The 24157-nt window shown below is 72.4% G+C and carries 18 protein-coding genes; 9 read left to right on the forward strand and 9 right to left on the reverse strand.

Features of this window, described 5'->3' with window-relative positions; translation table 11 throughout:
* The 3 genes from ACZ3YL_RS05325 to ACZ3YL_RS05335 all read left to right on the forward strand — a co-directional run bounded on the left by ACZ3YL_RS05325 (position 1) and on the right by ACZ3YL_RS05335 (position 5148).
* Positions 1-873, forward strand: coding sequence for a carbohydrate ABC transporter permease (locus ACZ3YL_RS05325; RefSeq protein ID WP_465655553.1), 873 nt, complete (start codon positions 1-3; stop codon positions 871-873).
* A complete protein-coding gene (locus ACZ3YL_RS05330; RefSeq protein ID WP_465655554.1) occupies positions 870-2756 on the forward strand; it encodes a DUF5107 domain-containing protein in 1887 nt (628 codons plus the stop codon). Before ACZ3YL_RS05325 ends, ACZ3YL_RS05330 begins: the two co-directional genes overlap by 4 nt.
* Positions 2757-2922: 166 nt before the next feature.
* Positions 2923-5148, forward strand: coding sequence for an RICIN domain-containing protein (locus ACZ3YL_RS05335; RefSeq protein ID WP_465655556.1), 2226 nt, complete (start codon positions 2923-2925; stop codon positions 5146-5148).
* 359 nt (positions 5149-5507) lie between these two features.
* Here ACZ3YL_RS05335 and ACZ3YL_RS05340 read toward each other — a convergent pair whose 3' ends face one another.
* Positions 5508-5774 (reverse strand): hypothetical protein, encoded by a 267-nt coding sequence (locus tag ACZ3YL_RS05340; protein ID WP_465655558.1) that lies wholly within the window; start codon positions 5772-5774, stop codon positions 5508-5510.
* On the opposite strand from ACZ3YL_RS05340, the gene ACZ3YL_RS05345 reads away from it, so the two are divergent.
* Genes ACZ3YL_RS05345 through ACZ3YL_RS05355 form a run of 3 tightly spaced genes read left to right on the forward strand, consistent with a single transcriptional unit; the run spans position 5749 to position 7210 of the window.
* Entirely contained in the window at positions 5749-6180 is a 432-nt protein-coding gene (locus ACZ3YL_RS05345; protein ID WP_465655560.1) for a hypothetical protein, read from the forward strand. The two genes, ACZ3YL_RS05340 and ACZ3YL_RS05345, sit on opposite strands and share 26 nt — an antisense overlap.
* A gap of 14 nt (positions 6181-6194) precedes the next feature.
* A complete protein-coding gene (locus tag ACZ3YL_RS05350) occupies positions 6195-6434 on the forward strand; it encodes a hypothetical protein (RefSeq protein ID WP_465655562.1) in 240 nt (79 codons plus the stop codon).
* On the forward strand, positions 6413-7210 hold the full coding sequence (locus tag ACZ3YL_RS05355) for a hypothetical protein (RefSeq protein WP_465655564.1): 798 nt from the start codon (positions 6413-6415) through the stop codon (positions 7208-7210). The genes ACZ3YL_RS05350 and ACZ3YL_RS05355 overlap by 22 nt, the downstream gene beginning before the upstream one ends.
* Before the next feature lie 145 nt (positions 7211-7355).
* Here ACZ3YL_RS05355 and ACZ3YL_RS05360 read toward each other — a convergent pair whose 3' ends face one another.
* Positions 7356-9911 (reverse strand): collagenase, encoded by a 2556-nt coding sequence (locus ACZ3YL_RS05360; RefSeq protein WP_465655566.1) that lies wholly within the window; start codon positions 9909-9911, stop codon positions 7356-7358.
* Between the two features lie 505 nt (positions 9912-10416).
* On the opposite strand from ACZ3YL_RS05360, the gene ACZ3YL_RS05365 reads away from it, so the two are divergent.
* On the forward strand, positions 10417-11175 hold the full coding sequence (locus ACZ3YL_RS05365) for an endonuclease/exonuclease/phosphatase family protein (RefSeq protein ID WP_188309492.1): 759 nt from the start codon (positions 10417-10419) through the stop codon (positions 11173-11175).
* Positions 11176-11221: 46 nt separating this feature from the next.
* On the opposite strand, the gene ACZ3YL_RS05370 is transcribed toward ACZ3YL_RS05365, so the two are convergent.
* The 6 genes from ACZ3YL_RS05370 to ACZ3YL_RS05395 all read right to left on the reverse strand — a co-directional run bounded on the left by ACZ3YL_RS05370 (position 11222) and on the right by ACZ3YL_RS05395 (position 19686).
* Complete coding sequence (locus tag ACZ3YL_RS05370) at positions 11222-12448, reverse strand: aminotransferase-like domain-containing protein (protein WP_465655731.1); 1227 nt, start codon at positions 12446-12448, stop codon at positions 11222-11224.
* Positions 12449-12605: 157 nt separating this feature from the next.
* Entirely contained in the window at positions 12606-13766 is a 1161-nt protein-coding gene (locus ACZ3YL_RS05375; RefSeq protein WP_465655568.1) for an alpha-hydroxy acid oxidase, read from the reverse strand.
* Positions 13763-14848, reverse strand: coding sequence for a 4-hydroxyphenylpyruvate dioxygenase (gene hppD / locus ACZ3YL_RS05380; RefSeq protein WP_465655570.1), 1086 nt, complete (start codon positions 14846-14848; stop codon positions 13763-13765). Before hppD ends, ACZ3YL_RS05375 begins: the two co-directional genes overlap by 4 nt.
* A 100-nt stretch (positions 14849-14948) precedes the next feature.
* The gene (locus ACZ3YL_RS05385) at positions 14949-15788 is read right to left on the reverse strand and encodes a phytanoyl-CoA dioxygenase family protein (RefSeq protein WP_465655571.1); all 840 of its coding nucleotides are present in this window, start codon (positions 15786-15788) and stop codon (positions 14949-14951) included.
* Between the two features lie 122 nt (positions 15789-15910).
* Positions 15911-17824, reverse strand: coding sequence for a hypothetical protein (locus ACZ3YL_RS05390; protein ID WP_465655573.1), 1914 nt, complete (start codon positions 17822-17824; stop codon positions 15911-15913).
* Positions 17821-19686 (reverse strand): non-ribosomal peptide synthetase, encoded by a 1866-nt coding sequence (locus tag ACZ3YL_RS05395; protein ID WP_465655575.1) that lies wholly within the window; start codon positions 19684-19686, stop codon positions 17821-17823. The genes ACZ3YL_RS05390 and ACZ3YL_RS05395 overlap by 4 nt, the downstream gene beginning before the upstream one ends.
* 818 nt (positions 19687-20504) lie before the next feature.
* Between ACZ3YL_RS05395 and ACZ3YL_RS05400 the strand changes: the two genes are divergently transcribed.
* Both ACZ3YL_RS05400 and ACZ3YL_RS05405 read left to right on the forward strand, forming a co-directional pair.
* Positions 20505-21839, forward strand: coding sequence for an ATP-grasp domain-containing protein (locus tag ACZ3YL_RS05400; RefSeq protein ID WP_188309487.1), 1335 nt, complete (start codon positions 20505-20507; stop codon positions 21837-21839).
* A 99-nt stretch (positions 21840-21938) separates the two neighbouring features.
* Positions 21939-23132: an argininosuccinate synthase-related protein gene (locus ACZ3YL_RS05405; RefSeq protein WP_188309486.1), complete on the forward strand. Its 1194-nt coding sequence runs from the start codon at positions 21939-21941 to the stop codon at positions 23130-23132.
* An 80-nt stretch (positions 23133-23212) separates the two neighbouring features.
* Here the strand turns inward: ACZ3YL_RS05405 and ACZ3YL_RS05410 are convergent, their stop codons facing one another.
* Positions 23213-24142, reverse strand: coding sequence for an ROK family protein (locus tag ACZ3YL_RS05410; protein WP_188309485.1), 930 nt, complete (start codon positions 24140-24142; stop codon positions 23213-23215).
* Positions 24143-24157 lie beyond the last annotated feature (15 nt).

The raw sequence follows: 24157 nt of genomic DNA on the forward strand, positions 1-24157 counted from the left end.
ATGACCCTCCTACGAAAGGCCACCACCGTGCCCGGCACACGCCGACCGGCGGGGCCGGCGGTCCGGATCGGCACCGTGGTCGTCCGGGCCGTCGTCGCCGCCAACCTGCTGCTGCTCCTGTGGATCCTCCTCACCTCGCTGCGCAGCGGTCCCGACATCCTCAAGCACAACTTCGCCCTGCCGGACGCCCTGCGGTTCGGCAACTACACCACCGCGCTGGACGAGGGCGGCTTCGCCCGGGCCGCCGTCAACAGCGTGCTCGTCGCCGTCTGCTCCTCACTCCTGGCGATCGTCCTCGCCGCGCCCTGCGCCTACGCGCTGGCCCGGCGCCGCTCGCGCACCTCCTCCTCGCTGTCGCTGCTGTTCGCCCTCGGCCTGGGCGTGCCCGGCCAGGTCCTGGTGGTGCCGCTGTTCGTCGGCCTCGCCAAGGTCGACCTCACCGACAGCGACCTCGGTCTCGGCCTTGTCTACGTCGGCCTGGCCATGCCGTTCACGGTCTTCCTGCTGACCGGCTTCTTCTCCGGCGTCCCCCGCGTGCTGGAGGAGGCCGCCGTCCTGGACGGCGCCGGGCCGCTGCGCACCTTCCTCCAGGTGGTCCTGCCGGTCGCCCGCGGCGGGCTGGTCACCGCGTTCCTGCTGCAGTTCATCACCGGCTGGAACGAGACGCTCTTCGCGATCGTGCTGACGAACAGCCAGAGCAAGGTCACCCTCCCGGTGGCCCTCGCCGAGTTCGTCGCCTCGCAGCAGTTCAACGGCCTGGACTACGGCACCACCTTCGCCGGAGTCTGCATCATCCTCGCTCCGATGATCGCGCTGTTCTCCTGGATGGGGACGCGGATCATCCAGGGCATGACGGTTGGGATCGGGAAGTGACCTCCACGCTGCGCACCGACCTGCTGCGGATCGAAGGAACGGCGGACCCGGCCGCCGGGGTGCTGCCGATCCTGCACGGCCTGTCCTCGTACACCGCCGACGGCGTCGGGGTGGACGAGGAGATGCGCCGGAACCTGGCGTACGGTGCCCCGCCCTCGCTGCTGCCGTACACCCGGCAGGGGGACTACGACCGCAACCGCGCCGGGCGTGAACTGCCGTGTGTGGTCCTGGAGAACGAGCAGCTCACGGCGACGTTCCTGCCCTCGCTCGGCGGGCGGCTGTGGTCGCTGGTCCACCGGCCCGGCGGCCGGGAGCTGCTGCACCGCAACCACGTCCTCCAACCCGCCAACCTCGCGCTGCGGGACGCCTGGCTGGCCGGCGGAGTGGAGTGGAACCTCGGCACCACCGGGCACTGGCCGCTGACCTGCGAACCGCTGCACGCCGTACGCCTCGCCGCGCCGGACGGCACCCCGGTGCTGCGGATGTACGCCTTCGAGCGGCTGCGGCGCGTGGTGCTGCGCCTGGATACCTGGCTGCCCGCCGGATCGCCGGTGCTCTTCGTCCACGTCGAGCTCCACAACCCCGCCCCGCACACCACCCCGGTCTACTGGTGGTCCAACATCGCCGTCCCGCAGGACGCCGGCACCCGGGTGGTCGGCCCGGCGGACCACGCCTTCCACTGCGACTACGTCAGCGACCTCACCCGGGTCGGCTTCCCCCACCTGGACGGCGCCGACCGCAGCTACCCCGGCCGGGTCACCCGCGCCGCCGACTACTTCCTCGACCTGCCCGACGGCGAACGCCGCTGGATCGCCGCGCTGGACGCCCACGGCACCGGCCTCGTCCAGGCCTCCACCGACCGGCTGCGCGGCCGCAAGCTGTTCTGCTGGGGCACCTCGACGGGCGGCCGCCACTGGCAGGAGTGGCTCTCCGGCCCGGACGCGGCCTATCTGGAGATCCAGGCCGGCCTGGCCCGCACCCAGTTGGAACACCTGCCGATGCCCGGCGGCGCGACCTGGTCGTGGACCGAGGCGTACGGGCTGCTCGAAGCCGATCCGGCCGCCGTGCACGGCGGTTGGCAGCAGGCCCGGCAGGCCGCCGGGGCGGCGGTGGCCCGGCTCCTCCCGCCGGCCGAACTGGACGCGGCCCACCGGCTCGCCACCGGGTTCGGGGCACCCGGCGAGCAGTTGGCCGAGGGATCCGGCTGGGCGGCCCTGGAGATCGAGGCGGGGGACCTGCCCGCGTCGACGCTGCTGCCCTTCGGCACCCCCGGCGCCGAACAGGAGCCCTGGCGACAGCTGATCACCACCGGCGTCCTCCCGGTCAGCGACCCGCCCGCCGCCCCGGTCACCGGCGCCCACTGGCGCGCCCGGCTGGAGCGGTGCGCCGAGGACTGGCACGCCCTGTACCAGCTCGGCCTGCTCCGCCTGGCCGACGGCGAGCCCGACCCGGCGCGCGAGGCGTTCAAGCGTTCCCTCGGCGAGCGGCCCACCCCCTGGGCCCTGCGCGCGCTGGCCTTCCTCACCGCCGAGCGGCAGGAAGCCGCCGACCTGATGGCTCAGGCACACCGACTCCAGCCGGAGCTGCGGGAGTTGACCATCGAGGTGCTCGACGCCCTGCTGGCCGCCGACCGCGCCCACCAGGCTCTCGCCCTCATCGAGACCCTGCCCCCGACGACCCGCGCCCACGGCCGGATCCGGCTCGCCGAAGCCACCGCCGCCCACGCCCTCGGCGAGGACGACCGGGTGCGCCGGCTGCTGGCCGAGGGCATCCGGGTCGACAACATGCGCGAGGGCGAGGTCTCCCTGGACGCCCTCTGGCTCGCCGTCCACCCCGACCGACCGGTGCCGCCGCACTACGACTTCCGGATGGCGGACGGCTAGGGGCCTGTCTCCTGGGTCCTTGCCGGGGCCGCGAAAACCCAGGAGACAGGCCCTGACCCCACCAGCTGGTCGGGACCCCCACCCCGACCCGCCGACGCCGGCCCACGGCGCCGGTACACCCGGGGCCCACCCCCACGGCGGGGCCCCGAGACCAGAAGGAGTCACTGTGTCAGCTCCTCGACGAAAACTGCTCGGCGCGGTAACCGCCCTGACCATGGCCCTGGTCGGCGGCACCACCCTCGGAGCGTCGGCGGCGCCCGCGAAGACGCCCGCCCCGGCCCCGGCCGGGTACACCATCACCATCGGCTCGACCGGACCGTACAACTACGCCGACGACACGCCCGCCGCCCCGTACCTCGACAAGGACGGCACCTTCCACTTCCAGGAGTCCCACTCGCTCTACGGCGCCACCGACTCCCGCCAGTGGAACTTCTACACCGGCAGCGACTTCGAGACCGCCACCCCGGACTCCGGACTCGACAACGCCGTCAACCCCGCCAACGCCGACGACCGGAACAACGACACCACCTGGCGCTGCAACCACAGCCCCACCGGCGTGAACGCCACCTCCGCGCCCGCCGGTTCGGGCTACTCCCAGCCGAACTACTGCGACCTGGTCGGAGTCTGGGTCGACCCGGACACCGGCGACTGGCGCGGCCTGGTGCACAACGAGTTCACCCCGCAGCCGTTCGGCGACGGCCTCCACTACGACGCCATCGACACCGCCGTCTCCCACGACCAGGGCCACACCTGGACCATCTCCGGCCACGCCATCACCTCCCCCTACAGCACCACCCGCGGCGACAACGCGGCCTTCCCCCAGCAGACCTACGACTACGGCGACGGCGACCAGCGGCTGTTCGTCGACACCGCCTCCGGCTACTTCTACGTCTTCTACGGCTCGCGGATCGTCCCCAAGGCGGGCGTCGGCGGCGGCAACGGCGGGCTGGCGCACGTCGCCCGCGCCCCGATCGCGGGCAAGATGGCGGCCGGCACCTGGCAGAAGTGGTACGACGGCGCCTGGACCCAGCCCGGCACGGGCGGCCTGGAGAGCAACATGGTCCCGGCGACCACGGCCGCCCCGAGCGGGTACACCCCGGCGGCCCAGGACTACCACCCCGCCAACAGCGGCAGCGTCGACCAGCAGGTCGCGGCCGGGGTGCTGCCCGCCAAGTCGCCGCTGTTCATCATGAACGTCTCCTACGACGCCTACCTCGGCCTGTACATCGGCGAGCCCGAGGTGGTCTCCGGCACCGCGCCCCAGCAGTTCTACGTCACCGACGACCTCGCCACCCAGCAGTGGCACCTGGCCGGCGACTCCGGCAGCTACACCTCCGGCTCCTGGTACCGCTGGATGCTGGACAGCGCCAACCTCACCAGCACCACCGTCATCGGCAAGACCTTCCGCTCCTACTGCTCCATCGCCTGCGCGACGTCGGACGGCGAGTACGCCGACGTCACCGTCGACTCCTCCTCCCCCGCCGCCTCCCCCTTCGATCCGGCCAGGACCTACCGCATCGCCAGCGGCGACGGCCGGGTCCTCACCCAGGCCGCGAGCGGCTCCGCGACCGCCTCCACCGCCGCCCCCACCGGATCCGCGCTGGAGGCCTGGAGCTTCACCGGCAACGGCGACGGCTCCTACCGGATCACCAACGCCGCCAGCGGCGCCCTGCTCGGCGTCGACGCCGCCACCACGGCGGGCCGCGCCTGGGGCGCCAAGCCCACCGTCACCGCCCCCGTCACCGGCAAGGCCGCCGTGGGCCAGCAGTGGTTCGTCCTCCCCGACGCCTCCGCCGGCGGCGGCTACCGCCTGGTCAACCGCTACAGCGGGCTGGTCATCGGCCTGATGGCCGGCAACGGCGGCAGCGCCGAGACCGCCGCCCCGCGCAACTGGACCGACACCACCGGCAACAGCGTCGGCGGCGGCCGCACCGCCGCCCAGCAGCGCCTCACCATGACCGCCGTCGGCACCGCCCCCGGCAGCCTCAACGGCACCCACACCCTGACCGCGAGCGGCAAGGCCCTCGACGACCCCGGCCACAGCACCACCGCCGGCACCCGGCTGATCACCTGGGCCCCCAACGGCGGCGCCAACCAGGACTGGCAGTTCACCCGGCAGCCCGACGGCTCCTACCAGCTCGTCAACGCCGAGTCCCGGCTGTGCGCGGACGACGACGGCGGCGCCACCGCCGCCGGTACCGCCGTCATCCAATGGACCTGCACCGGCAACGACAACCAGCACTGGACGGCCGACCGCCTCGCCGACGGCACGTACACCCTGACCAACGTCCACAGCGGCCTGCTGCTCACCACCGCCGCCACCGCCAACGGCGCCCCGGTGGCCCAGCAGCCGGACTCCGGCTCGGCGCTCCAGCACTGGACGCTCAGGTAAGGCCCTCGGCGGGCATGCCGCGCTGCGGGCCGGTCACCCTCGGGTGACCGGCCCGCCTCCGGTCGAGCGCCGGGGTCCCGACGGACGGAGCGGGTGGCGGTGCCGCTCCATCGGTCGGGCGGCCGGGCGGCCGGGCCGCGGCGCCGTGGCCCGGATCCGGGGGTCGGCCCTGTGGTACGTTCCGGGGCCAGCGGGCCGACATGGACGAGACTTCGACAGCGCGCGCCGAACTGGACCGGCTGGGCCGGTCCCGACCGGAAGGGCCGGTGCGCGGACTGCCGCACGACGAAGGCCTGCGCCATCTGCCGCGGTGCGGGTGAGTTGAGCACCTCCGGCCTGTCGACGTACCAACGCGGCTACTACCCGGAGCTGGACCGCCCCTGACGGACCAGTCCCCCGGGCCCACGCGCGGGGGTCGCCAACGCGATCGCCCGCGAGGAGCAGTACGGCAACTCCTCGGCGGGGCAGTACAGCAAGTCCTCCAGCGGCGGCGGCAGCATCGGCCTCGCGGCGTTCTTCGGCGGGATCGGCGCGAACTGGAGCGCGTCGGAGAACAGCGGCTTCTCGACGGCCATCTCCCGCTCGACCGGGGTGAAGACGGTGGCGGACGAGGCGTCGCAGCGCATCAGCGCGCGCACCCAGCAGCTGGCGACGGCGGCCCGCAGCCGCAACATGACGGTGGTGCGCGAGACCTCGCAGTCGGAGAAGGACCAGGTCCTGACCCGGGTCGTCACCAACTACAACCACATGCACGCGATGTCGGTCCAGTACTACGAGGTCGTGCAGGTCTACAGCGTCACGACGAGGCCGACGAAGCTGGAACGCTGCCTGTTCATCCCGCTCCAGGAGCTGACCTTCACCTACTCCAGCCTGCAGCGGTACAAGGAGGTCCTCGCCTCGGTGGCGCCGGGCGACTGGGCGGCGAAGATCCGGGCGGCGAACCCGTTCGACACCACCGTGCGCAAGCTCGACGCGCTCACCGCGCCTGGTCCGGCACCGGCGCCCGCGGCAGCCTCGCCGGGCTGCGCCTGACGATGACCTCCGGGGTGGCGAACTTCGGGATCGCGGAGACCACCACCGCCGCGCCCGACCTGAGCGAGGACGCGGGCGGCGCCTCGGCAATCTGCGGAATGTTCGGCTCGGTCATCAAGTCCGGCAGCCGCACCTACGTCGACTCGCTGGGCTTCCACGTGCGCGGGGGCAACGTGTCGCAGGTGGTCCTGGACCACCTGAACGACAACCGCCGCCACTACAGCCAGGCCGTGTGGCCAACGCCGACGAGCTGACCCTCAGCCGCATCCTCGCCAACTACTTCTACGCGCCCGCGGGTTCGACCGCGCCGCCGGTCCTACTCGGTACGGTGCTGGACCCGAAGCCGATCGCCGCGACCGGAAACTACCTCGGCTTCCGCTGGAACTTCACCAGCGAGCAGGAGCGCGAGGCGTGGACCAACGCCCGCAAGGCGACCGCTACCGCCTACGGGAATCCGGTGACCAGCACGGTCGCGATCGCCACCAAGGGCGTCTTCGCCGAGGCCGTCCTCGGCCGGGCCAACTCGGCGGAGAAGATCGACCTCACCCGGTTCTGGAACTGGAAGGACTCGCCGATCCAGATCACCCCGGCCGACATCGCCCCGGTCTCCACCGCCTCGCGCGCGCAGAACCTGGATACCAAGGTGGCCGCCCTGGGCGCCTCCGAGGCGCGGTTCACGCCGCTCGTGGCGATGCCCGACCCGGCCGGCCTCCAGACGGCGCAGGCCATCGCCACCGCCAACCTGTTCCGCGACATGAGCGGCATCAACACCGTCACCCAGGTGCTTACCAAGGGCATCGAAGCCGCCGCGAACAACGACAAGGCCGCCGGCGAACGCGGCCAGGAAGCCCTCAAGACCGCCACCGAACACCTGCAGAAGATGGCCCAGATGACGCTCGACGCCGCCGCCAAGGCCGCACCGGCCATAGCAACCGGCGGCGCCAGCAACCTCAGCGCCCTCGGCGGCATGATGAACCAGGGCGGCAAGGACGGTGCGCCGTCCACCGGCGGGTCCGCGGCGAAAGCCTGATCACCCCACCGTGCGGGCCCGGGCGACCACCCGGGCCCGCCCCGTGAACCGAGCGGCAACACCTCAGGGCGTGGCTCCCGGATCCCCAGTGATCGGACGGCGGCCCGGAGCGGGGTGCTCCGGGCCGCCGTCGCGAAGAGCGGGATCAGTACTGGGTGGTGATGGTGACGCCGCTGAAGTCGGTCTGGGCGTAGAGGCTGATGTAGCGGTAGCCGGCCGTGGTGTTGGTGACGGTCAGGCTCTGGGTGGTGGTGCCGTTGGTGGTCGAGCCGGTGGTGTAGGCGTTCGGGGTGGCCCAGGTGTCCGGGTTGTAGAGGAGGTAGGCGGTGCCGGTGCCGCCGGAGCTGGAGACCTTGAGGGTGGTGGTGCCGGCCGGCAGGTAGATGTAGTAGTAGTCCAGGTTCCCGGCGGTCGCGGACTGGCCGGTGCGGGAGCAGTTCTTGTCCAGCACCCGGGCGTCGGCGGCGGTGCAGCCGGTGAGGCTGCCGACCGTGACGGACTGGCTGATGGTGTTGGTCTTGCCGTTGCCGTCGGTCACCGTGAGGCCGACGGTGTAGCTGCCGGCCGCGGTGTAGGTGTGCGCGGGGCTCTGGCTGGTGGAGGTGGCGCCGTCACCGAAGTTCCAGGCCCAGGAGGCGATGCTGCCGCCGGACTCGGTCGACTGGTCGGTGAACTGGACGTTCAGGCCGGACGGGACGGCGGTGAAGGCGGCGGTCGGGGTGCTGCCCACCACGCAGGCGCCGGCGGCGCAGGCGTCCAGCCAGGTGTTGAACTCGGCGTCGTACGCGGTGCCGATCGAGTTGTAGGTCGCGTAGCCGCCGGTGTAGTCGCCGGTGCGGAAGTGGCCCAGCATGTTCTGGATGACGTCCGGGTGCTTCTCGGTCATGAAGCGGACGGCCAGGTAGCCCCACGGGTAGGTGCGGGTGGTGTCGCTGTTGTCGTAGGTGTTCTGGAACAGCGTGCTGAGCGCGTAGGTGTGCTTGGGCGCCTCGGCCACCGCGCCGGTGTCGGTGATGTTCCGGTAGCTGTAGGAGGTGTACTCGGCGACGCCCTCGATCCACCAGACGTCCGGGACGGAGATCTGCTGGGTGAAGTTGCCCTTCATGTCGAGGCGGCCGTCGAGGGCGTGGGTGTACTCGTGGTTGAGGTTCCAGACGCCCGCGGTGAAGCCGTCGTTGCCGTTCTGGTAGGTCAGCGAGATCGGCTGGTTGGCGGGGGCGGTCGGGTCGCCGATCAGGGTGATGCCGCCGTTGTTGGTGCTGACGCCGTAGATGCCGCCCGCGTAGGTCTGGTAGTCCTGCGGGGAGGCGAACACCACCATCTGCAGCGAGTTCTCGTACTGGCCGGCGATCGGGCCGCTGTCCTTGACCAGGTTGTGGAAGTACGCGTCCTGGTTCTGCAGGCTGGCGCAGACGGCGGCGAGGTCGGCGGCGGTCAGGCTCTGGGCCAGGATGCTGTGGGTGGAGTCGCAGGTGTGGCTGACCGGCAGGGCAGCGGCCTTGAGCTGGTCCGCCAGGTTGCAGACGCCGTAGTCCGAGCAGTTCGCCTTGTCGTAGAAGGCGGCCATGCCGGCGACGCCGACCCAGAGCGGCGCGGTGGGGCCGGTGATCGACGAGACGCCCATCAGGCCCTTGATCAGCGGCCGGACGGTGTTGACCAGCGCCGGGTGCTCGATGAACCGGGCCGTCTCCAGACCGGCGTTGGAAGCCAGGTAGGAGTTGGTGCCGCCGAGCATGCTCTTGTGGTTGAGCGCGAAGCTGTCGAGGGTGTTGATGAGGCTCGGGTCGGCGGTGACGGCCGCGACGTAGTCGGCGTTCTGGTGGCCGCGGAAGATCGGGGTGTACACGCTGTTCGCGAAGTTCACCATGTACCAGGACGAGTCCCAGGCGCTGGTGTACGCGTTCAGCACCCGCTGGTAGGTGCCGAGGTAGTGGGCCTGGAGGTTGGCGCTGTCGGAGAGGATCATCGCCTGGCCGGCGACCTGGCCGTTGCCGTCGTTGACGTCCAGGAAGTGCGGGCTGCCCACCAGGGTGTCGAGGGCGGCCTTCACGGCGCCGGTGAGCGTCGCGTCGTACGTGCCGACGTCGGCCGGGTGGTAGTACTGCGCGAAGTAGCCGGCCTGGAGGAAGTAGCCCAGCTGGTAGATGCCGGTGGAGTTGTCGCCCGTGTACGAGGCGGCGGCGCTCTTCAGGCCGTTGGCGACCACGAGCATCTGGCTCTGCTGGAACACCCCGTGGGCGTCGCCGCCGGTGAGGTGGAACAGCGAGCTGATGCAGTCGACCGTCGAGCCCTGGATGAAGTTGACCAGGTCCGCGCCGCTCCGGCCGCTGAAGTCGGCCGGGGTGCAGGAGGTTTGGGCCGTGCCGGCCGTCTGCCCGCTGCCGGCGGTGGCCCCCTTGGCCGCGAGCTGGGCCGGAGCCTTGGCGAGCTTGGGCGTCGGGGCCTGGGGAGCGGCGGACTGCGGGGAGCGCGGCGGGAGTTGCGCGGGTGCGAGCCGGCCCGTCTGGGTCTGCGCGTGGGTGTCGAGACCGAAGGCGGTGCCGGTGGGGGCTATGCCATCGGGACGGGCGGTCTGACTCGCCTGCTGACCGGCCTGCACCGTGGGGGCGGCGAAGCTCGGGGCGGCGGCGAAGCCGGTGAGGGCGGTACTCGCGGCGGCGAGCACGGCCAGTGCCCGGGGTAGCCGAAGTCGGTGACTCATCGTCACTCCTAAGTGGGGGGTGGGGGGGAGCCTCCAGCTCGCTACTGCGGAGGCATCGCTGGCACGGTGTCATGGACAACCCACCACAATCAATAGGGTGTGACATATCACTTTCGAGCGGTCGACCCTTCGAATGCGGAGCGAGTGCCGCACCGGAGCACGGGTCCGCCGGCCGGGGCGCCGGACTCCCCCGGGCACCCTGCCTCCGGACCCGCCGCGCGGGCGGCGACGGTCCGCGCGGAGGGGTACGGCGCCCGGGCCGGACCGACCCCGGAGGAGCGGCGGCGGCACGGGCGGAGCCGCATCCGGCCGGCGCTCGGCGAGCACGCGGCCCGGATCGTCGGCGAACTCCTGCCGGCCGGTCGAGCGGGCGTCGAATCCCGGAGTACTCATATTTTTCGCTACGAGGAGAATTCGAGGCACCCGCGCCGCCGGTCGGATTCAATGAGCTCCCGGAACAACGTGCCGAAAAGGCTGATCCGTCCGCACGGGAAAGGGAGTTCACGTGAATCGCCAACCGGATGCCTCCGCACCGGCCATCGACGTCATGTCGTTCAACATCCACCACGGCGAGGGGGTCGACGGCGTCCTCGACCTGGAACGGATCGCCCGGGTGATCCGGAGCAGCGGCGCCGAGGTCGTCGGACTCCAGGAGGTGGACCGGCACTTCGACAGGCGTAGCCAATGGGCCGACCAGGCAACGGAGTTGGCGCGGCTCCTCGGCTACCACCTGGCGTACGGGGCGAACCTCGACCTGGCCCCACCGGCCCCGGGCGCGCCACGGATGCAGTACGGCACCGCGGTGCTGTCCCGTCATCCGATCACCCGCTCGCGCAACACCCACCTCTTCCGCTCCCCCGGCGAGGAGCAGCGGGGTCTGCTGCAGGCCGAGATCGACTTTCGCGGAATTCCGCTCCAGGTCTTCGTCGCGCACCTCGAACTGTTCTCGGAGACCGATCGCACCCAGCAGGTGAAAGAAGTCATCGAGCTGATCGGGGACGCCGCTCCGGCGATTCTCCTCGGTGACTTCAACGCCGTTCCGGAAACACCGGAGATCGCCGCCGTCCGGGCTGCTTTCACCGATTGCTGGACGGTTGTCGAGGGTGCGCCGGCCGCGACCTTCCCGACCGACGCGCCCGCGGAGTGCATCGACTACGTCTTCGCGGGGCCGGGGGTGCGGCCGGTGCGGATCGGTCCGGTCACCGGGGAGCCGGCGGCCTCGGACCATCTGCCGGTACTGGCCCGGCTGGTGGTCACGGCCTGACGCGGGCCGGGGGGCGGTGCGGAGGCGCAGCGCCCCCCGGACGGAGTCAGCAGCCCTGCTCGGCGAAGAGCGCGGCGAGCCGGTCCAGGCCGTCGTCGATGGCCGGTCCGGTGAGTGAACTGACTGACAGCCGCAGGGAGTTGGTGCCACCCGCGGCGCTGTAGAAGTGGCTCATCGGGGTCCACAGGACGCCGTGCCGGCGGGCCGAGTGCTCCAGCAGGGCGTCGTCGACCGTGAACGGGACGGTCACGCAGACGAAGAATCCGCCGGTCGGCACGGACCAGGTGATGCCGGGGTGTCCGCCGAAGCGACTGCGGAGTCCGGCCAGGACCCGGTCGAGGTTGTCCCGGTAGATCTCCCGCTCCCGGGCGTTGGCCCGTTCGAGGCTGAAGTCGTGTTCGAGCAGGGCACCGCCGACCACCGCCTGGGCGATCGGCGAGGTGTTCACGGTCACCATGCTCTTGATCTTGGAGAGCTGGTCGGCGAACAGTCCTGACCCGCCGTCGGCGGTCGCGACGCGCTGGTCCGCCACGGCGTAGCCGACGCGGGCGCCCGGCAGCACCGTCTTGGCGAAGGAGCCGAGGTGGACCACCCGGCGTGTGGTGTCCAGGGCCTTGAGGGTGGGAGGCGTCCCGTCGCCGCCGTGGAACACGCCGTAGGGGTTGTCCTCCAGCAGCAGGATGGACTCGCGCTCGGCCAGCGCGAGCAGTGCCCGCCGTTGGGTGAGGTCGATGCTGAGGCCCGACGGGTTGGCGAAGTCGGGCATCACGTAGCACGCCCGGGGGCGCAGGCCCTGTGCGCGGGCCGCGCGGATCGTGGCCGTCAGGTCGTCCAGGTCGATCCCGGCCGGCCCGGCGGCGACCGGCAGGACCGGCAGGTCGACCAGCCGCGCGGCGCCGGTGAGGCCGACGTACATGGGCGAGACCGAGAGCAGCACGTCCCGCTCGCTCGCCCGCAGCGCGCGCAGGACCAGGAACATCGCCTCCTGGCAGCCGACGGTGATCACGACGGCCTCGGGATCGACCGTGAGGCCGTGGTCGCGGGCGAGGTGCCGGGCCACCAGCTCGTGGACGATGCCCTTGGTCCGGCCGTACTGGCACAAGGTCCGGCGGACCTCCTCGTCCGACAGGCCGCGCTCCTCGGCGAGGTGGCGGCTGAAGGTGCGCAGCCGGTGGTGCACCGATTCGAGGTCGAAGAAGTGCTCGACCGGGCGGCCGGGGGCGAAGGAGAGCGCTTCCGGGAAGCGCGAGGTCACCTCGTTGAGGAAGTTCATCGAGGTGAGGGCCGGATCCTCCAGTGAGCCGTGCAGGTCGGCGGTGGTCAGATCGGCGGTGGTCGGGTCGGCGGTGGTCGGGTCCACGGTGGTCGGGTCCACGGTGGTCGGGTCAATGGCGGTCAAGTCCGCGGTGGTCGGGTCCGCGAACGGTGCGTCAGGCACGGGGTGCCAGCCTCTCGGTGCGTAGGAGCCGCGCCGCCGCGAGGTCGGCGCAGCCGGCCAGCGTCATCGCCTCGGCCAGTTCGGTGTGCAGCAGGTCGAGGACGCGGGCGGCCCCGGCCTCGCCGCCCGCCGCCAGGCCCCACAGCACGGGACGGCCGAGCAGCACGCCGCGGGCCCCGAGGGCGAGCGCCTTGAGGACGTCGGTGCCGGTACGGATCCCGCTGTCCAGCAGGACCTCGCAGTCGCCGGAGACCGCGGCGACCACCTCGGGGAGGGCGGCCAAACTGGGGCGTGCGCCGTCCAGTTGGCGGCCGCCGTGGCTGGAGACGACGACGGCGTCGGCTCCGAGGTCGGCGGCGGTGCGGGCGTCGCGCGGGTCGAGCAGGCCCTTGACCACCAGGGGCAGCGTGGTCCGGCGGCGCAGCCGTTCGAGGTCCGGCCAGGACAGGGCGGGCGCGAAGGCGGCGCTGGTGTGCACGGCGAGCGCCGAGGTGCCGCCGATCCTGCGGTGCGCCTCGCTGTCGGGGCCGGGACCGGTGTCGGGGCCTGAGCCGGGGCCTGGGCCTGGGCCGGCGTCGAGGTTGGCGGCGCGGACGTGCGGTGGCAGCGCGAAGCCGTTCCGCACGTCCCGCAGCCGGCGGCCCATCAGCGGCACGTCCACGGTGACCATCAGCGCCCGGCACCCCGCGGCCTCGGCCCGGCCGACCAGTTCGTCGTTCTTGGCCTGGTCGCGCAGGCAGTAGAGCTGGAACCAGGTGTCGGCCCCGGTGGCGGTGACGGCTTCCAGCGGGTGGCTGCTGAGCGTGCCGATGACGTAGGGGACACCGTGGGTCCGGGCGGCGCGGGCGGCGGCGGCTTCGCCCTCCTCGTGCAGCAGGCGCTGGTAGGCCATGGGTGCGACGGCGACCGGCATGGCCGCCGCCGTCCCGACCAGCCGCTCGGCGGTGTCCGCGGCGGTGGCGCCGGTCAGCACCCGTGGGACGAGGGCGAGTTCGGCGAAGGCGGTGCGGTTGGCGGCGAGCGTGGACTCGGTGCCGCTGCCGCCGTCGACGAAGTCCCAGACCGCGGGGTCGAGTACGGCACGGGCGGCGGCGCGGATGCCGTCCAGGTCCACCGCGGCGGTGGCGGCCCGGCGGTCGTCGTCGGCCGTCACCCGAGCCGCTCCGCTTCCACGGCTTCGTACAGGGCCTTGATGTTGCCGCTGCCGAAGGTCGTGGCCCCGATCCGCTCGATGACCTCGTAGAACAGCGTCCGCCGCGGGTGCGTCGTCCGGGTGAAGATCTGGAACAGCTGGCCCTCGTGGTCCTCGTCGACGAGGATGCCCAGGTCGGCGAGTTGCCGCGCGGTGTGCCGGGCCGGCCGCAGGCGGTCGGCGAGCAACCGGTAGTAGGCGGGCGGTGTCGAGAGGAACTCCACGCCCTGCTCCGCCATCGTGCGGACGGACCGCACGGCGTCCTCGGTGCGGAAGGCGATGTGCTGGACGCCGGAGCCGCCGTGGTTCTTGATGAAGTGGTCGATCTGGCCGGGCTCGCGGCTGGTGTCGGGCTCGATGAGGGTGAGCGTGAGGCCGCCGGACGGGGACTGCACCACTTCGGAGTCCATCGCCTGGGCGCCGACGACGATCCTCTCCGTGAAGGTGTTGCGCAGGCCCAGGACCTGCTCGTAGTACTCGACGGTGGAGCGGAGCCGGCCGGCCTCGACGCACACCGCGAAGTGGTCGATGTCCAGCAGGCCGGTGTCCGTTGCCGGTTCGGCCCGGCGTACGGGGGTGAACCCGGGCAGCAGCCGCGGGTCGGTTCCGCCGGGGCGCTGGACGAAGGTGTGCCGGACGTCGCCGAAGCCGGCGACGGCGGCCGTGACCACGCCGTCGGCCTCGGTGGGAGCCGCCAGTGGCCGGGCACCGCGCCGGACGGCCTCGGCGAAGGCCGCCGCCGTGTCGACGGTGGTCAGGGCGATGTCGGCGACGCCGTCCCCGTGCTGCCGGGTGTAGTCGGCGGCGGGGTGGTCCTCCGCCCGGGCCTGGGTGAGGACCAGGCGTATTCGGTCCCGGCCGATGGCGACCGAGCGCGCGTCGCCCGGCTGGTCGGAGCGGGCGTACGCGGTGAACCCGTAGGCCTGGGCGAAGCGTCGCGCGGTGGCGTCGAGGTCCTCGACGTACAGCTCGACGTGGTCGACGGACAGGTCGGCGTGGTCGGTGGACAGGTCGTGCGGGGCGCTGTTCGGGTGTGCCGTCACGATGCTGGTCTCCTTCGGGTGGGGTGGTCGGCCGGGAGGTGCCGGTGCCCGGGTCCGGCCGGTCCGCCGCGGGATCGGTCACGGGCACCGGCAGGGCCCGCTACCAGGGGTCGACGCCGAGCAGCCGGCGGCCGAGCGGCGTCATCGCCGCGGTCTGCAGGCCGTTGTAGGAGTGGCCGGCCGGGCGGTCACCGGGGCGGTCCCCGGCTTCCCAGGGCTGGTCGTCCCGCGCGTAGCGGACGAACTGGGCGACCCGTGCCTCGGGCCGGCGGTTGTGCGAGGCGGCGTGCGGCATCAGGTGGTGGGTCAGCACGAAGTCGCCTGCCTCGCCGGTGATTTCGATGCTCTTGAGGTGCGGGATGTTCCGCCACTTGTCGTGCAGCTGCCGCCCCCGGGGAACGGCTCGGGCCTCCGCCTCGACGATGCGGTGGCCGCCGGGCACGACGTGGATGCCGCCACCGCCGGGAGCCACGTCCGTGAAGTAGTAGCAGCCGCCGATCTCGACCTCCTCGGGGGTGAGGAGGAACTCGTCCACGTCCTCGGGTACTGCCGGGTCGATGTGCAGGTCCTGGCTCAGCTCGCTGGTGTGCGCGGTGTCGTTGCGCATGGTGATGGCGACCGAGCCGTCCCGGACGAGCAGCCGCGGGTGCTCCAGGAGCTGGGCCGTCACCCGGTAGAGCAGCTCGTTCTGGAGGAGCGGGATGAACTCCGGGCCGTCGAAGGTCTGGTTCCCGGGGGTGTTGTAGGGCTTGAACCGGCCGTCGTAGGCCTGCCAGTGCTCCGGGACGCGCAGGTCGCGCGGGAGCAGGTCGAGGATCAGGCCGGCGTGGTGCCTGGCCTCCTGCCTGGTCAGGACGCCGCGGATGAGCAGGTATCCGTCCTGCCGGAAGCGGTCGACCTCCTCCTGGGACAGGACCGGCTCCGGCATGGCGATCGTCATGGGTGCTCCGATGGTTCGGTGGGTGGGGGTTCGGGCTGTTCCGGCGCTGCCGTCGGGCTCCGGGCTCCTCCGGTGCTGCCCTCGGGGTTCGGGCTGTTCCGGCGCTGCCGTCGGGCTCCGGGTCAGCCCGTGGGTGCCGCGGGCCCGCTCCCGGCGGAAGGGGACGGACGGAGTTCCCGGGCCAGGCCGCGCAGAGTGGTCATGCCGCTGACCCGGGTGAAGCCGGGCGGACGGTAGCCGCTGCGGCTGATCAGCTCCGCGAACCGCGGGTAGCGCTCCAGCCGTCCGCCCGCGCGGACGTAGCAGAGGTCGAGGTCCGGGTCCGGGACGAGACCGGACTCGGCCAGGATGCCGAGCAGGGTGCCCTCCGCCGCGGTGACGGGGGGCCGGCGGGTGGTCGTCCGACCGTCGGAGGCCTCGCCGCCGTCGATCTCGAACCGCTCCGGGACGGCCAGGAGTTCGCCCGTGTGGACGGCTCCGAGCAGTTCCTCCCGCAGGTCGAGCGGGGAGAGCACGGTGCCGTCGACGGGCGTGACCCGGGCGGTCAGCCAGGCGGAGCCGGGCGCGCCGCCTGGCGCGAGGGCCACCGCGGCCTCCGCCACCCCGGGCAGGGAGCGCAGTCGCTCCTCGATCGCCCCGAGGTCGATCCACCGCCCGCCGGCCCGCTGTTCGCGGGGGCCGCGGTCCACCCGGACCAGGCCCACCTCGGCGGCGACGTCCTCGGGCGCGCAGTCCTGCCCCGCGGCGATCCGGGTCAGGACGAGTTCGATGCCGCGCAGCAGCGCCGCGCACTGCTCGGGCGACAGGACCCGGGAGTCGCCGTGGACGGAGAGCCGGACGGTCCGCGGGTCGGCCCACCGGACCGACAGGCTCACCCCGTACTCGTAGGAGGTCTCGTCGGTGGCCGCCCAGCTGATCCCGGAGCCGGTCCGGTCGCTGCCGCCCTGTTCGGCTTCGAGCAGCTCCGCCCATCCCTGGGGCGGTGGAATGAAGTTGAAGGCGAGGTCGGTGGAGAGGCAGAGGCCTCGGCGGTGCTGGGCCTCGATCCGCTCGCCGATCAGGTCGAACGGGTCGTACCGGCCGTAGGCGGGGTGTCCCTCGGCCAGGGTCCGCTGGACCTCGTCGGCGGCCTCCAGCAGGCTCCGGCTCCGGCCGGGAAGGGCCACCGGAGAGCGCTGCGCGGTGGCGCACAGCACCCTGCGGAGGTCGGCGTTGTGGCGGTTGTCCAGCGACACGTTGACCGTGCACCCGTCGGTGTCGCTGCGCCCGCAGAGCAGTTGGGCGAAGGCCGCGAGCACGACCGCCGAGGGCAGCAGTCCGGCCCGGGCCATGACCCCGGCGAAGAGGCCGTCCGCGCCCGGGAGGGTGAGCGTGCTCCGGTAGTAGCGGCCTTCCTCGCCGGCGGCGGGCGGACGGTGCGGATGCAGCCGCGCCGGGGCGGAGGAGAAGTGCTCCCGCAGGTAGTCGAGCGCCCTGGCGCGTTCGGCATCCTCGCCCGGGTCCGTCTCGCGGCGGGCCTGCTCGGCCGGCTGGATGCCCGGGCGCCCCTGGAGGACGTCGGTGGCCGGACCGTCGGACGGCTCGCCCAGCAGCTCGGTGATCGCCTGCTCCACCACGCCGTGGAAGCCGGCGTCCACGGCCACGTTGTCGGCGACCACGGCCAGCCAGTACCGGCCGTCCTCCCGGAGCAGCCGGAACTGCACGAGGAACCGGCCGAGCCGGCCGTGGACGTGCGCGGTGAACTCCCGTACCAGGTCGGCCATGCCCTGGTGGACGGTGCCGCCCGGCACGAGGTCCACCACCTCCACCGGTGAGCCCGACCGGTGGACGACCTGCCGCAGTTCACCGTCGATGACGGCGAGCGAGGTGCGGAGGATCTCGAACCGCGCCTCCAGGGCGTGTACCAGCCGCCGGGCGGCGGCCTCGTCGGTCGATGCCGGGAGCCGGCGGAGCCCCTCGGCCAGCCCTTTCTCCAGGAACCACTGGAACTTCTGCGCCCTGGTCAGGGGCGCGCTCACCACCGCCCCGCCGCTCATGCCGGGCTCCCGGTCGGGCTCGGCTCCGGAGCGCCGCCCGGTGGCCGGGTCGCACGGGAGGCCAGCTGGGAGAGCCGGCGGATGGTCGGCGAACCGAGGACGTCGCGCACGGTGATCCGGACTCCGGACGCCCGGGTCGCCGCCGTGGCCACGCGCACCGCCGAGATGGAGTCTCCGCCGAGCGTGAAGAAGTCGTCGTCGATCCCGACCTCCGCGACTCCGAGCATCTCGCTCCACAGCTCGGCCAGTTGCGCCTCCAGCGCGTCGCGGGGGGCGGTCGCGGGGTTCGAGGCGTCGCCGCGCTCCTCGGCGGGGGCCGGCAGCCTCGCCGGATCGAGTTTGAGGTTCGTGGTGAGCGGGATCGCCGGGATCACGGTGATCGAGGCCGGGTGCTGGTACGGCGGAAGCGCCGTCGCGATCCGCCGGCGCAGCTCGGTGGTGAGCCCGGCGACGGACTCCGGCCCGCCCTCCGTACCCGGTCCGGTCGACGCGGACGAGCGGACGACATAGGCGTCCAGGCGCTTGTCCCCCGCGCCGTCGTCCCGCGCCACCACGACCGCGTCGTTGACCAGGGGGTGCCGGGTGAGCACGGCCTCGATCTCGCCCGGCTCGATCCGGTGGCCGCGCACCTTGATCTGCCGGTCGGCGCGGCCCAGGAACCGCAGGGCGCCGTCCGGGCCCCGCCGGACGAGGTCCCCGGTCCGGTACAGCGGCCCGTCGGTGTCGCCGTGCGGGTCCGGGACGAATCGCTGGGCGGTCAGTTCGGCCCGGTCGAGGTAGCCGCGGGTCATCCCGGCGCCACCGATGTACAGTTCGCCGGTCCCACCGTCCGGGACGTCCTCGCCGTCCGGCCCGAGCACCCGGATCCTGACCCGGTCGATCGGTCGGCCGATCGGGATCATCGTCGCGTCCGGCGCCATCGCCCGGACGTCCTGGTGGGTGGCGAAGCCCGTCGTCTCGGTCGGCCCGTAGAGGTGGACCAGCCGCCCCCCGAAGGACTTCTTCGCGAGGTCCGCCACGTCCGCGCGCACGGAGTCCCCGCCGAACAGCAGCGTGTGCACGCCGGAGAGGTCGGCGAAGTGCGCCGGCTCCAGGAGCCGGAAGACGGGGCTGGTCAGGTGGAGGACGGAGACGGCGTCCTCGCGGACCCGCCGGCAGAGCGCGGACGGGTCGACGCCGCCGAAGCTGTAGACGACACAGGTCGCGCCGTTGAGCAGCGGCCCCCAGATCTCGAAGGTCGAGGCGTCGAAGGACAGCGTGGCCAGCGCGGCGACCCGGTCCTGCGGCCCGATGGAGGCGTAGCCCTGGTCCGTGACCAGGTTCAGGACGCTGCGGTGCGGCACCAGCACACCCTTGGGCGTTCCGGTGGATCCGGAGGTGTAGATGACGTTGGCGAGATCGGGCCGGCCGACGGCGGGTGGGTTGCCGGCGGGACGGGCCGGGCCCTCGTCGTCATCGAGCAGGGCGAGCGCCGCCTGGTGCGGGGGGAGGCGGTCGACCAGTCGGCGTTGGGTCACCAGCACCGGGACGGCGCTGTCCCGCAGCATGAAGTCGAGCCGCTCCGCGGGGTATCCGGGGTCGATCGGGACGTACGCGCCTCCCGCCTTCAGGATGCCCAGCAGCCCGACGATCATCTCCGCGGACCGTTCGACGCAGATGCCGACGAGCGTGTCGGGGCCGACGCCCACGTCACGCAGCCGCCAGGCCAGTCGGTTCGCCCGGGCGTTCAGCTCGCCGTAGCTCAGGGTCCCGTCGTCGGCGACCACCGCTGTCCGGTCGGGAGCGCGCTCCGCGTGCTCTTCGAACAGGGCGTGCAGGGTGGTCGGCCCGGCCCCGGTCGGCCCGTCGTTCCGCTGAATCACTGGCTGACTCCGTCCTCTCGTGCGATGACCGGGCCGGTGGACACGGCACCGCGGAATTCGTGCTGATGAGTCCGAGGCCGGCGCCGCACGGGCGTTCGTGAATCCTGGAAGCCGGCGGGCGGTATCGCTCTCGGCGAGGTTCCGGCCACTCGGAGCGGGATCGTCGGAATCAATGTCCTGATCGGCTCCGGGCTCGAACGGCGCCTCCGACGGCACCGCCCCTGGGACACCCGGGAATTCCCTCGGCGTTCGTTACCGCCGGAACGGGTTTCCGGCGTCGGAACCCCCAGGAGCCTAAGCAATCCGGCGATGTCCCGCCACCCTCTCCCAGGGAATTCCGGCAATCATGCGCTATGCCCGATCCATACCAATCACCCCGATCGCCGGAGTTTCCCGCCGACCGAGGGCAGGTGATCCGACGATCCGTCAACCGTCCGCCGACGAGGGCCCGTCGAGCCTCCCAGGCCCCGGTTCACCTCGTGGATTCGCCTGCCAAAACGGTTCAAACTCTCCCATAACCCTGCACCATCAGTGCGATGTGTAATGTGCCATTGCACATCGCCGACTTGTCATGGACTATGGATCAAGAGCTGCGACGCCACAGTTCCGAAGCCGACCGGGGGGTTCGCTTGTCCGCCGCAACCTGCCGGGCCCGCGACGAGAGACGGCTCCCGCGCACTCCTGAAATCACTCGCCCGGGTATTCGCGAGGGATTCCACGGGGGCGAATTCCCCGTCCCGGTAGTGCCCGTAGCACTGCACTTCCGAATCGACGCATGACCCCCTGCGGCTGGAAGGCCCGATTCCAAAGGAAGCCTCATGTCTGAGAACCAGTCCTCGGCCCTGATCATCGGCGCGGATCCCTATTTGATCCGCGCCTGCCTCAGGACCGGAATCAAGCCCGTCGTGGTGTACGGTCCCGGCCTGCACGACTGGGGGTTCATCAGGATCCCGGACGGGGTCGAGGCCGTCTTCGCCGAGGACACCTCCAGCGTGGAGAGCGTCCTGTTCGGCCTGCACCGGGCCGGCCTCGCCGACCGGGAGTTCGACTGCGTCCACACCGGGGACGAATACGCCCTGGTCACGGTGGCGGCCCTGGGCCGGATCCTGGACGCCCCGGTCGCCGTGGACCCGGACACCGCCGTACGGTTCCGGGACAAGTGGCTGCAGAAGCGGGCGCTCGCCGAGGCCGGCATCGAGGTCACCCGATCCCGGCTGATCGAGGACATCCACCACCTGGACCCGGCGACCGTCGAGGAGTTCGGCAAGGCCGTGCTCAAGCCGATCGCCGGAGCCGGCACCAGGAACACCTCGGTCGTCGAGGGCCGCGCCGGGCTGATCGCCAAGTGCGCCGAGTACCGGCGCACCGGCATGCCCCAACGCACCTTCGTGCTGGAGGAGTTCGTCTCGGGCGACGAATGGATCGCCGACGGCGTGGTGTTCGACGGGGAACTCCGCTTCCTGAGCGTGAGCACGTACGGTGAGCCCTGCCTCAGCACGGTGGACTTCAACCGGGCGCTCCAGGTCGAGGTGCTCGACCCGACCGCCGACGCCGCCGCGTACCAGCTGGCGCGCTCGGTCGTCGAGCCGGCTCTGCGGGCGCTCGGCCTCCAGCGCGGCACCTTCCACATGGAGCTCTTCCACCAGCCGGACACCGGACGGCTGGTGTTCGGCGAGTGCGCGGCCCGCACCGGCGGCCTGCTCCAACCCGAGCTGGTGGAAGCCAAGTTCGGTGTCGACCTCGCGGTGGCCGCGCTCCGCTGCGCCGCGGGGGCCGATCCGCGGATCGAGCCCTCGGTGCGCCCCGACACCGTCGGCTCCACCTACCTCAACAACCGCCCCGGCGTCCTGGTCGGCTACCCGACCCCCGCCGAGGTGCGAGCCCTGCCGGGCGTCGAGTACCTGCGGCTGGAACTCCCGTACGGCTTCCGGATGTCGGACGCGCTGGCGAGCACCACCGAGGCCGTCGGCCAGGTCGTGCTGAGCGGCCGCACCCGGGAGGAGTTCCGCAGCCGCCGCGACTTCCTGACCCAGTGGTTCGACGAGCGCCTGCTGGTCGTCCCCGCCCACGCGGGCTACCCCGGACTGCGCCGCTGGCAGCAGGAGAACTGGCCGGATTCCGTCTCCTCCTTCAGCACCTACTCGGACGACTGAGGGCACCCGACGACTGAGGGTCATCCGACGGCTGAGGGCCACCCGACGGCTGTCGCCCGCACCGAACCACGTCCCCGCACCACGTCTTGAAGGACCAGCATGCAACGCCGCCACCGTCTGATCCGCTCCTTCCGCCACCTCACGACCGACGCCCTGCCCGCGGACGCCCCCGTCGTCACGCTCTTCAGCGGCGGGCTCGACAGCAGCTTCCTGCTGCTACGACTGAAGAACGCCGGGTTCCGGGAGGTCCACGCGCTCAGCGTCGACCTCGGCGAGGACGAGACCAGCGAGCAGAAGCGGCAGATCGCCGACGAACTCGGCGTCCGGCTGCACATCGTGGACGGCCGTCAGGCCTTCGCCGACGAGTTCGTGCGGGCCGCCGTCATCAGCCAGGCGGTCTACCTGGGCACCCACCCGGTGAGTTCCACCCTGAGCCGGCCGCTGATCGCGCGGTTCGCCGTCGAGCTGGCGCGGCGCCTGGGGGCGTCGGCCGTCCTGCACACCGCCAACCGCTCCCAGAACACCATGCGCAGGCTCAACGGAGCACTGGAGCTGCTGGGGTTCGACGGCGCCTACGGCAGCCCGTACGACCTCGACCCGGTGAGCCGGGAGGTCAAGAGCCAGGAGCTGAAGGAGGCCGGGCTCGCCCAGATGAGCGAGCGCGTCGTCAGCGGCGACTCGAACCTGTGGTGCCGCGAGTTCGAGTCCGGGATCCTGGACGACCCCGAGCAGCACGCGGTGCCGGAGCAGATGTTCCGCTGGAGCGCGCGCCGGCCCGGCGCCGTGGAGGACGGCATCGAGGTGCGCTTCGAGGGTGGCACCCCGGTGGCGGTGGACGGCGTCGAGCTGCCCCTGGTCCGGCTGATCGGCGAACTGAACCGGCGGGTCGGCGCCTTCGGCCTCGGGCGTTACAGCGGCCTGGAGCACCTCGGCGGAGGTGAGAAGGTCCTGGAGATCCGGGAGATGCCGGCCGCGTGGCTCCTGCTGCGCAGCTACCGGCACCTCGAAACGGCGGTGCTCTCGGCCGAGACCATCCGCGAGAAGATGCACCTGGAGCAGGTGTGGCTGCGGGAGGGGCTGGAGGGCCGCTGGTTCGGTGAACTGCGCGCGGCCGCCCAGTCGTTCATGGACTTCTGCGCCCGTCCGGTGACCGGCTCCGTCCGCTGGCGGCTCACCCCGGGCGGCGCCGAGACCCGGTCCATCACCGCGGACCGACCGCTCTACCTCCGCGACCGGGAGGCCTGGGAGCAGGAGTCCGTGCGGTCCGAACTCTCCGCGCTGGCGGGGGCCTGATGGGCGGTCGGCACCGCGCGCCGGAACCGCCGTCGGCCTGCCGCTCCCGCGTCAGGCCGACGGCGAGGGAACGGAGGCCGTCAACCGGTGCGGGTGTCGAGAAGGTCCCAGGCCAGCAGGCCGGCGCCCAGGCACCCGGCCGCGTCGCCGAGCGCGGCCGGCACGATCTCCGGCATCCGCTGGAAGGTGAGCCGTTCCTCGACCGCGGCGCGCAGCGGACCGAACAGGGCGTCCCCGGCTTCGGCCAGTCCGCCTCCGATGATCACCCTGGCCGGGTCCAGCAGGGTGACGGTGACGACCAGTCCGTCGGCGAGCGCGGCCACCGCGCCGTCCCAGACCTCCCGGGCACGGGAGTCGCCGTCCTGCAACGCCCGGACGCAGTCGGCCGCGTCCGCGCCCGGTCGGCCCGAGGCGGCGGCCCAGGCCCGTCCGACGGCCGCCGCCGACGCGTACTGCTCCAGGCAACCGAGCCCGCCGCAGGCGCAGGGAAGGCCACCGGGGCGAACCGCGATGTGGCCGATCTCGCCCGCGCCTCCGTGCGCGCCGGGCTCGATGCGCCCGCCGAGGCCGATCGCGCCGGCGATGCCGGTGCCGAGGGCCAGGAAGACGAACCGGTCGACACCCCGGCCGGCGCCGATCCGCTGCTCGGCGAGCCCTCCGGTGCGGACGTCGTGGCCGAAGGCGACCGGCACGCCGTCCAGGCGCTGCGCCAGCAGCGTGCCGAGCGGGACGTCGCGCCAGCCGAGGTTGGCCGCGTACACCACCGTGCCCGTGCCGGAGTCGAGGATGCCGGGCACGGCGACGCCGGCCGCGAGCGCGGACTCGCCGAAGCGGCGCTCGCCCTCGGCGCGCAGTTCGGCGGCGAAGTCGAGGACGGACGCCACGACGGCGGCGGGACCGCGTTCACGACGCGTCTCCCGGCTGGTGCGGTGCAGTGGCTCCCCGTCGATTCCGACCAGGGCGGCCTTGATTCCGGTTCCGCCCACATCAAGGGCTATGACGTGTTTCATGGGGAATGAGTATGA

Source organism: Kitasatospora sp. NPDC023176 (assembly GCF_055560495.1).

Bases quoted from the DNA above. Each gene is read 5' to 3' on its own strand.
- ACZ3YL_RS05340 (WP_465655558.1), bottom strand. From the start codon at position 5,774: ATGCGCTGCGACGCCTCGTCCGCCACCGTCTTCACCCCGGTCGAGCGG.
- ACZ3YL_RS05370 (WP_465655731.1), bottom strand. From the start codon at position 12,448: ATGAACTTCCTCAACGAGGTGACCTCGCGCTTCCCGGAAGCGCTCTCC.
- ACZ3YL_RS05400 (WP_188309487.1), top strand. From the start codon at position 20,505: ATGTCTGAGAACCAGTCCTCGGCCCTGATCATCGGCGCGGATCCCTAT.
- ACZ3YL_RS05410 (WP_188309485.1), bottom strand. From the start codon at position 24,142: ATGAAACACGTCATAGCCCTTGATGTGGGCGGAACCGGAATCAAGGCC.
- ACZ3YL_RS05390 (WP_465655573.1), bottom strand. From the start codon at position 17,824: ATGAGCGGCGGGGCGGTGGTGAGCGCGCCCCTGACCAGGGCGCAGAAG.
- ACZ3YL_RS05360 (WP_465655566.1), bottom strand. From the start codon at position 9,911: ATGAGTCACCGACTTCGGCTACCCCGGGCACTGGCCGTGCTCGCCGCC.
- ACZ3YL_RS05325 (WP_465655553.1), top strand. From the start codon at position 1: ATGACCCTCCTACGAAAGGCCACCACCGTGCCCGGCACACGCCGACCG.
- ACZ3YL_RS05385 (WP_465655571.1), bottom strand. From the start codon at position 15,788: ATGACGATCGCCATGCCGGAGCCGGTCCTGTCCCAGGAGGAGGTCGAC.
- ACZ3YL_RS05405 (WP_188309486.1), top strand. From the start codon at position 21,939: ATGCAACGCCGCCACCGTCTGATCCGCTCCTTCCGCCACCTCACGACC.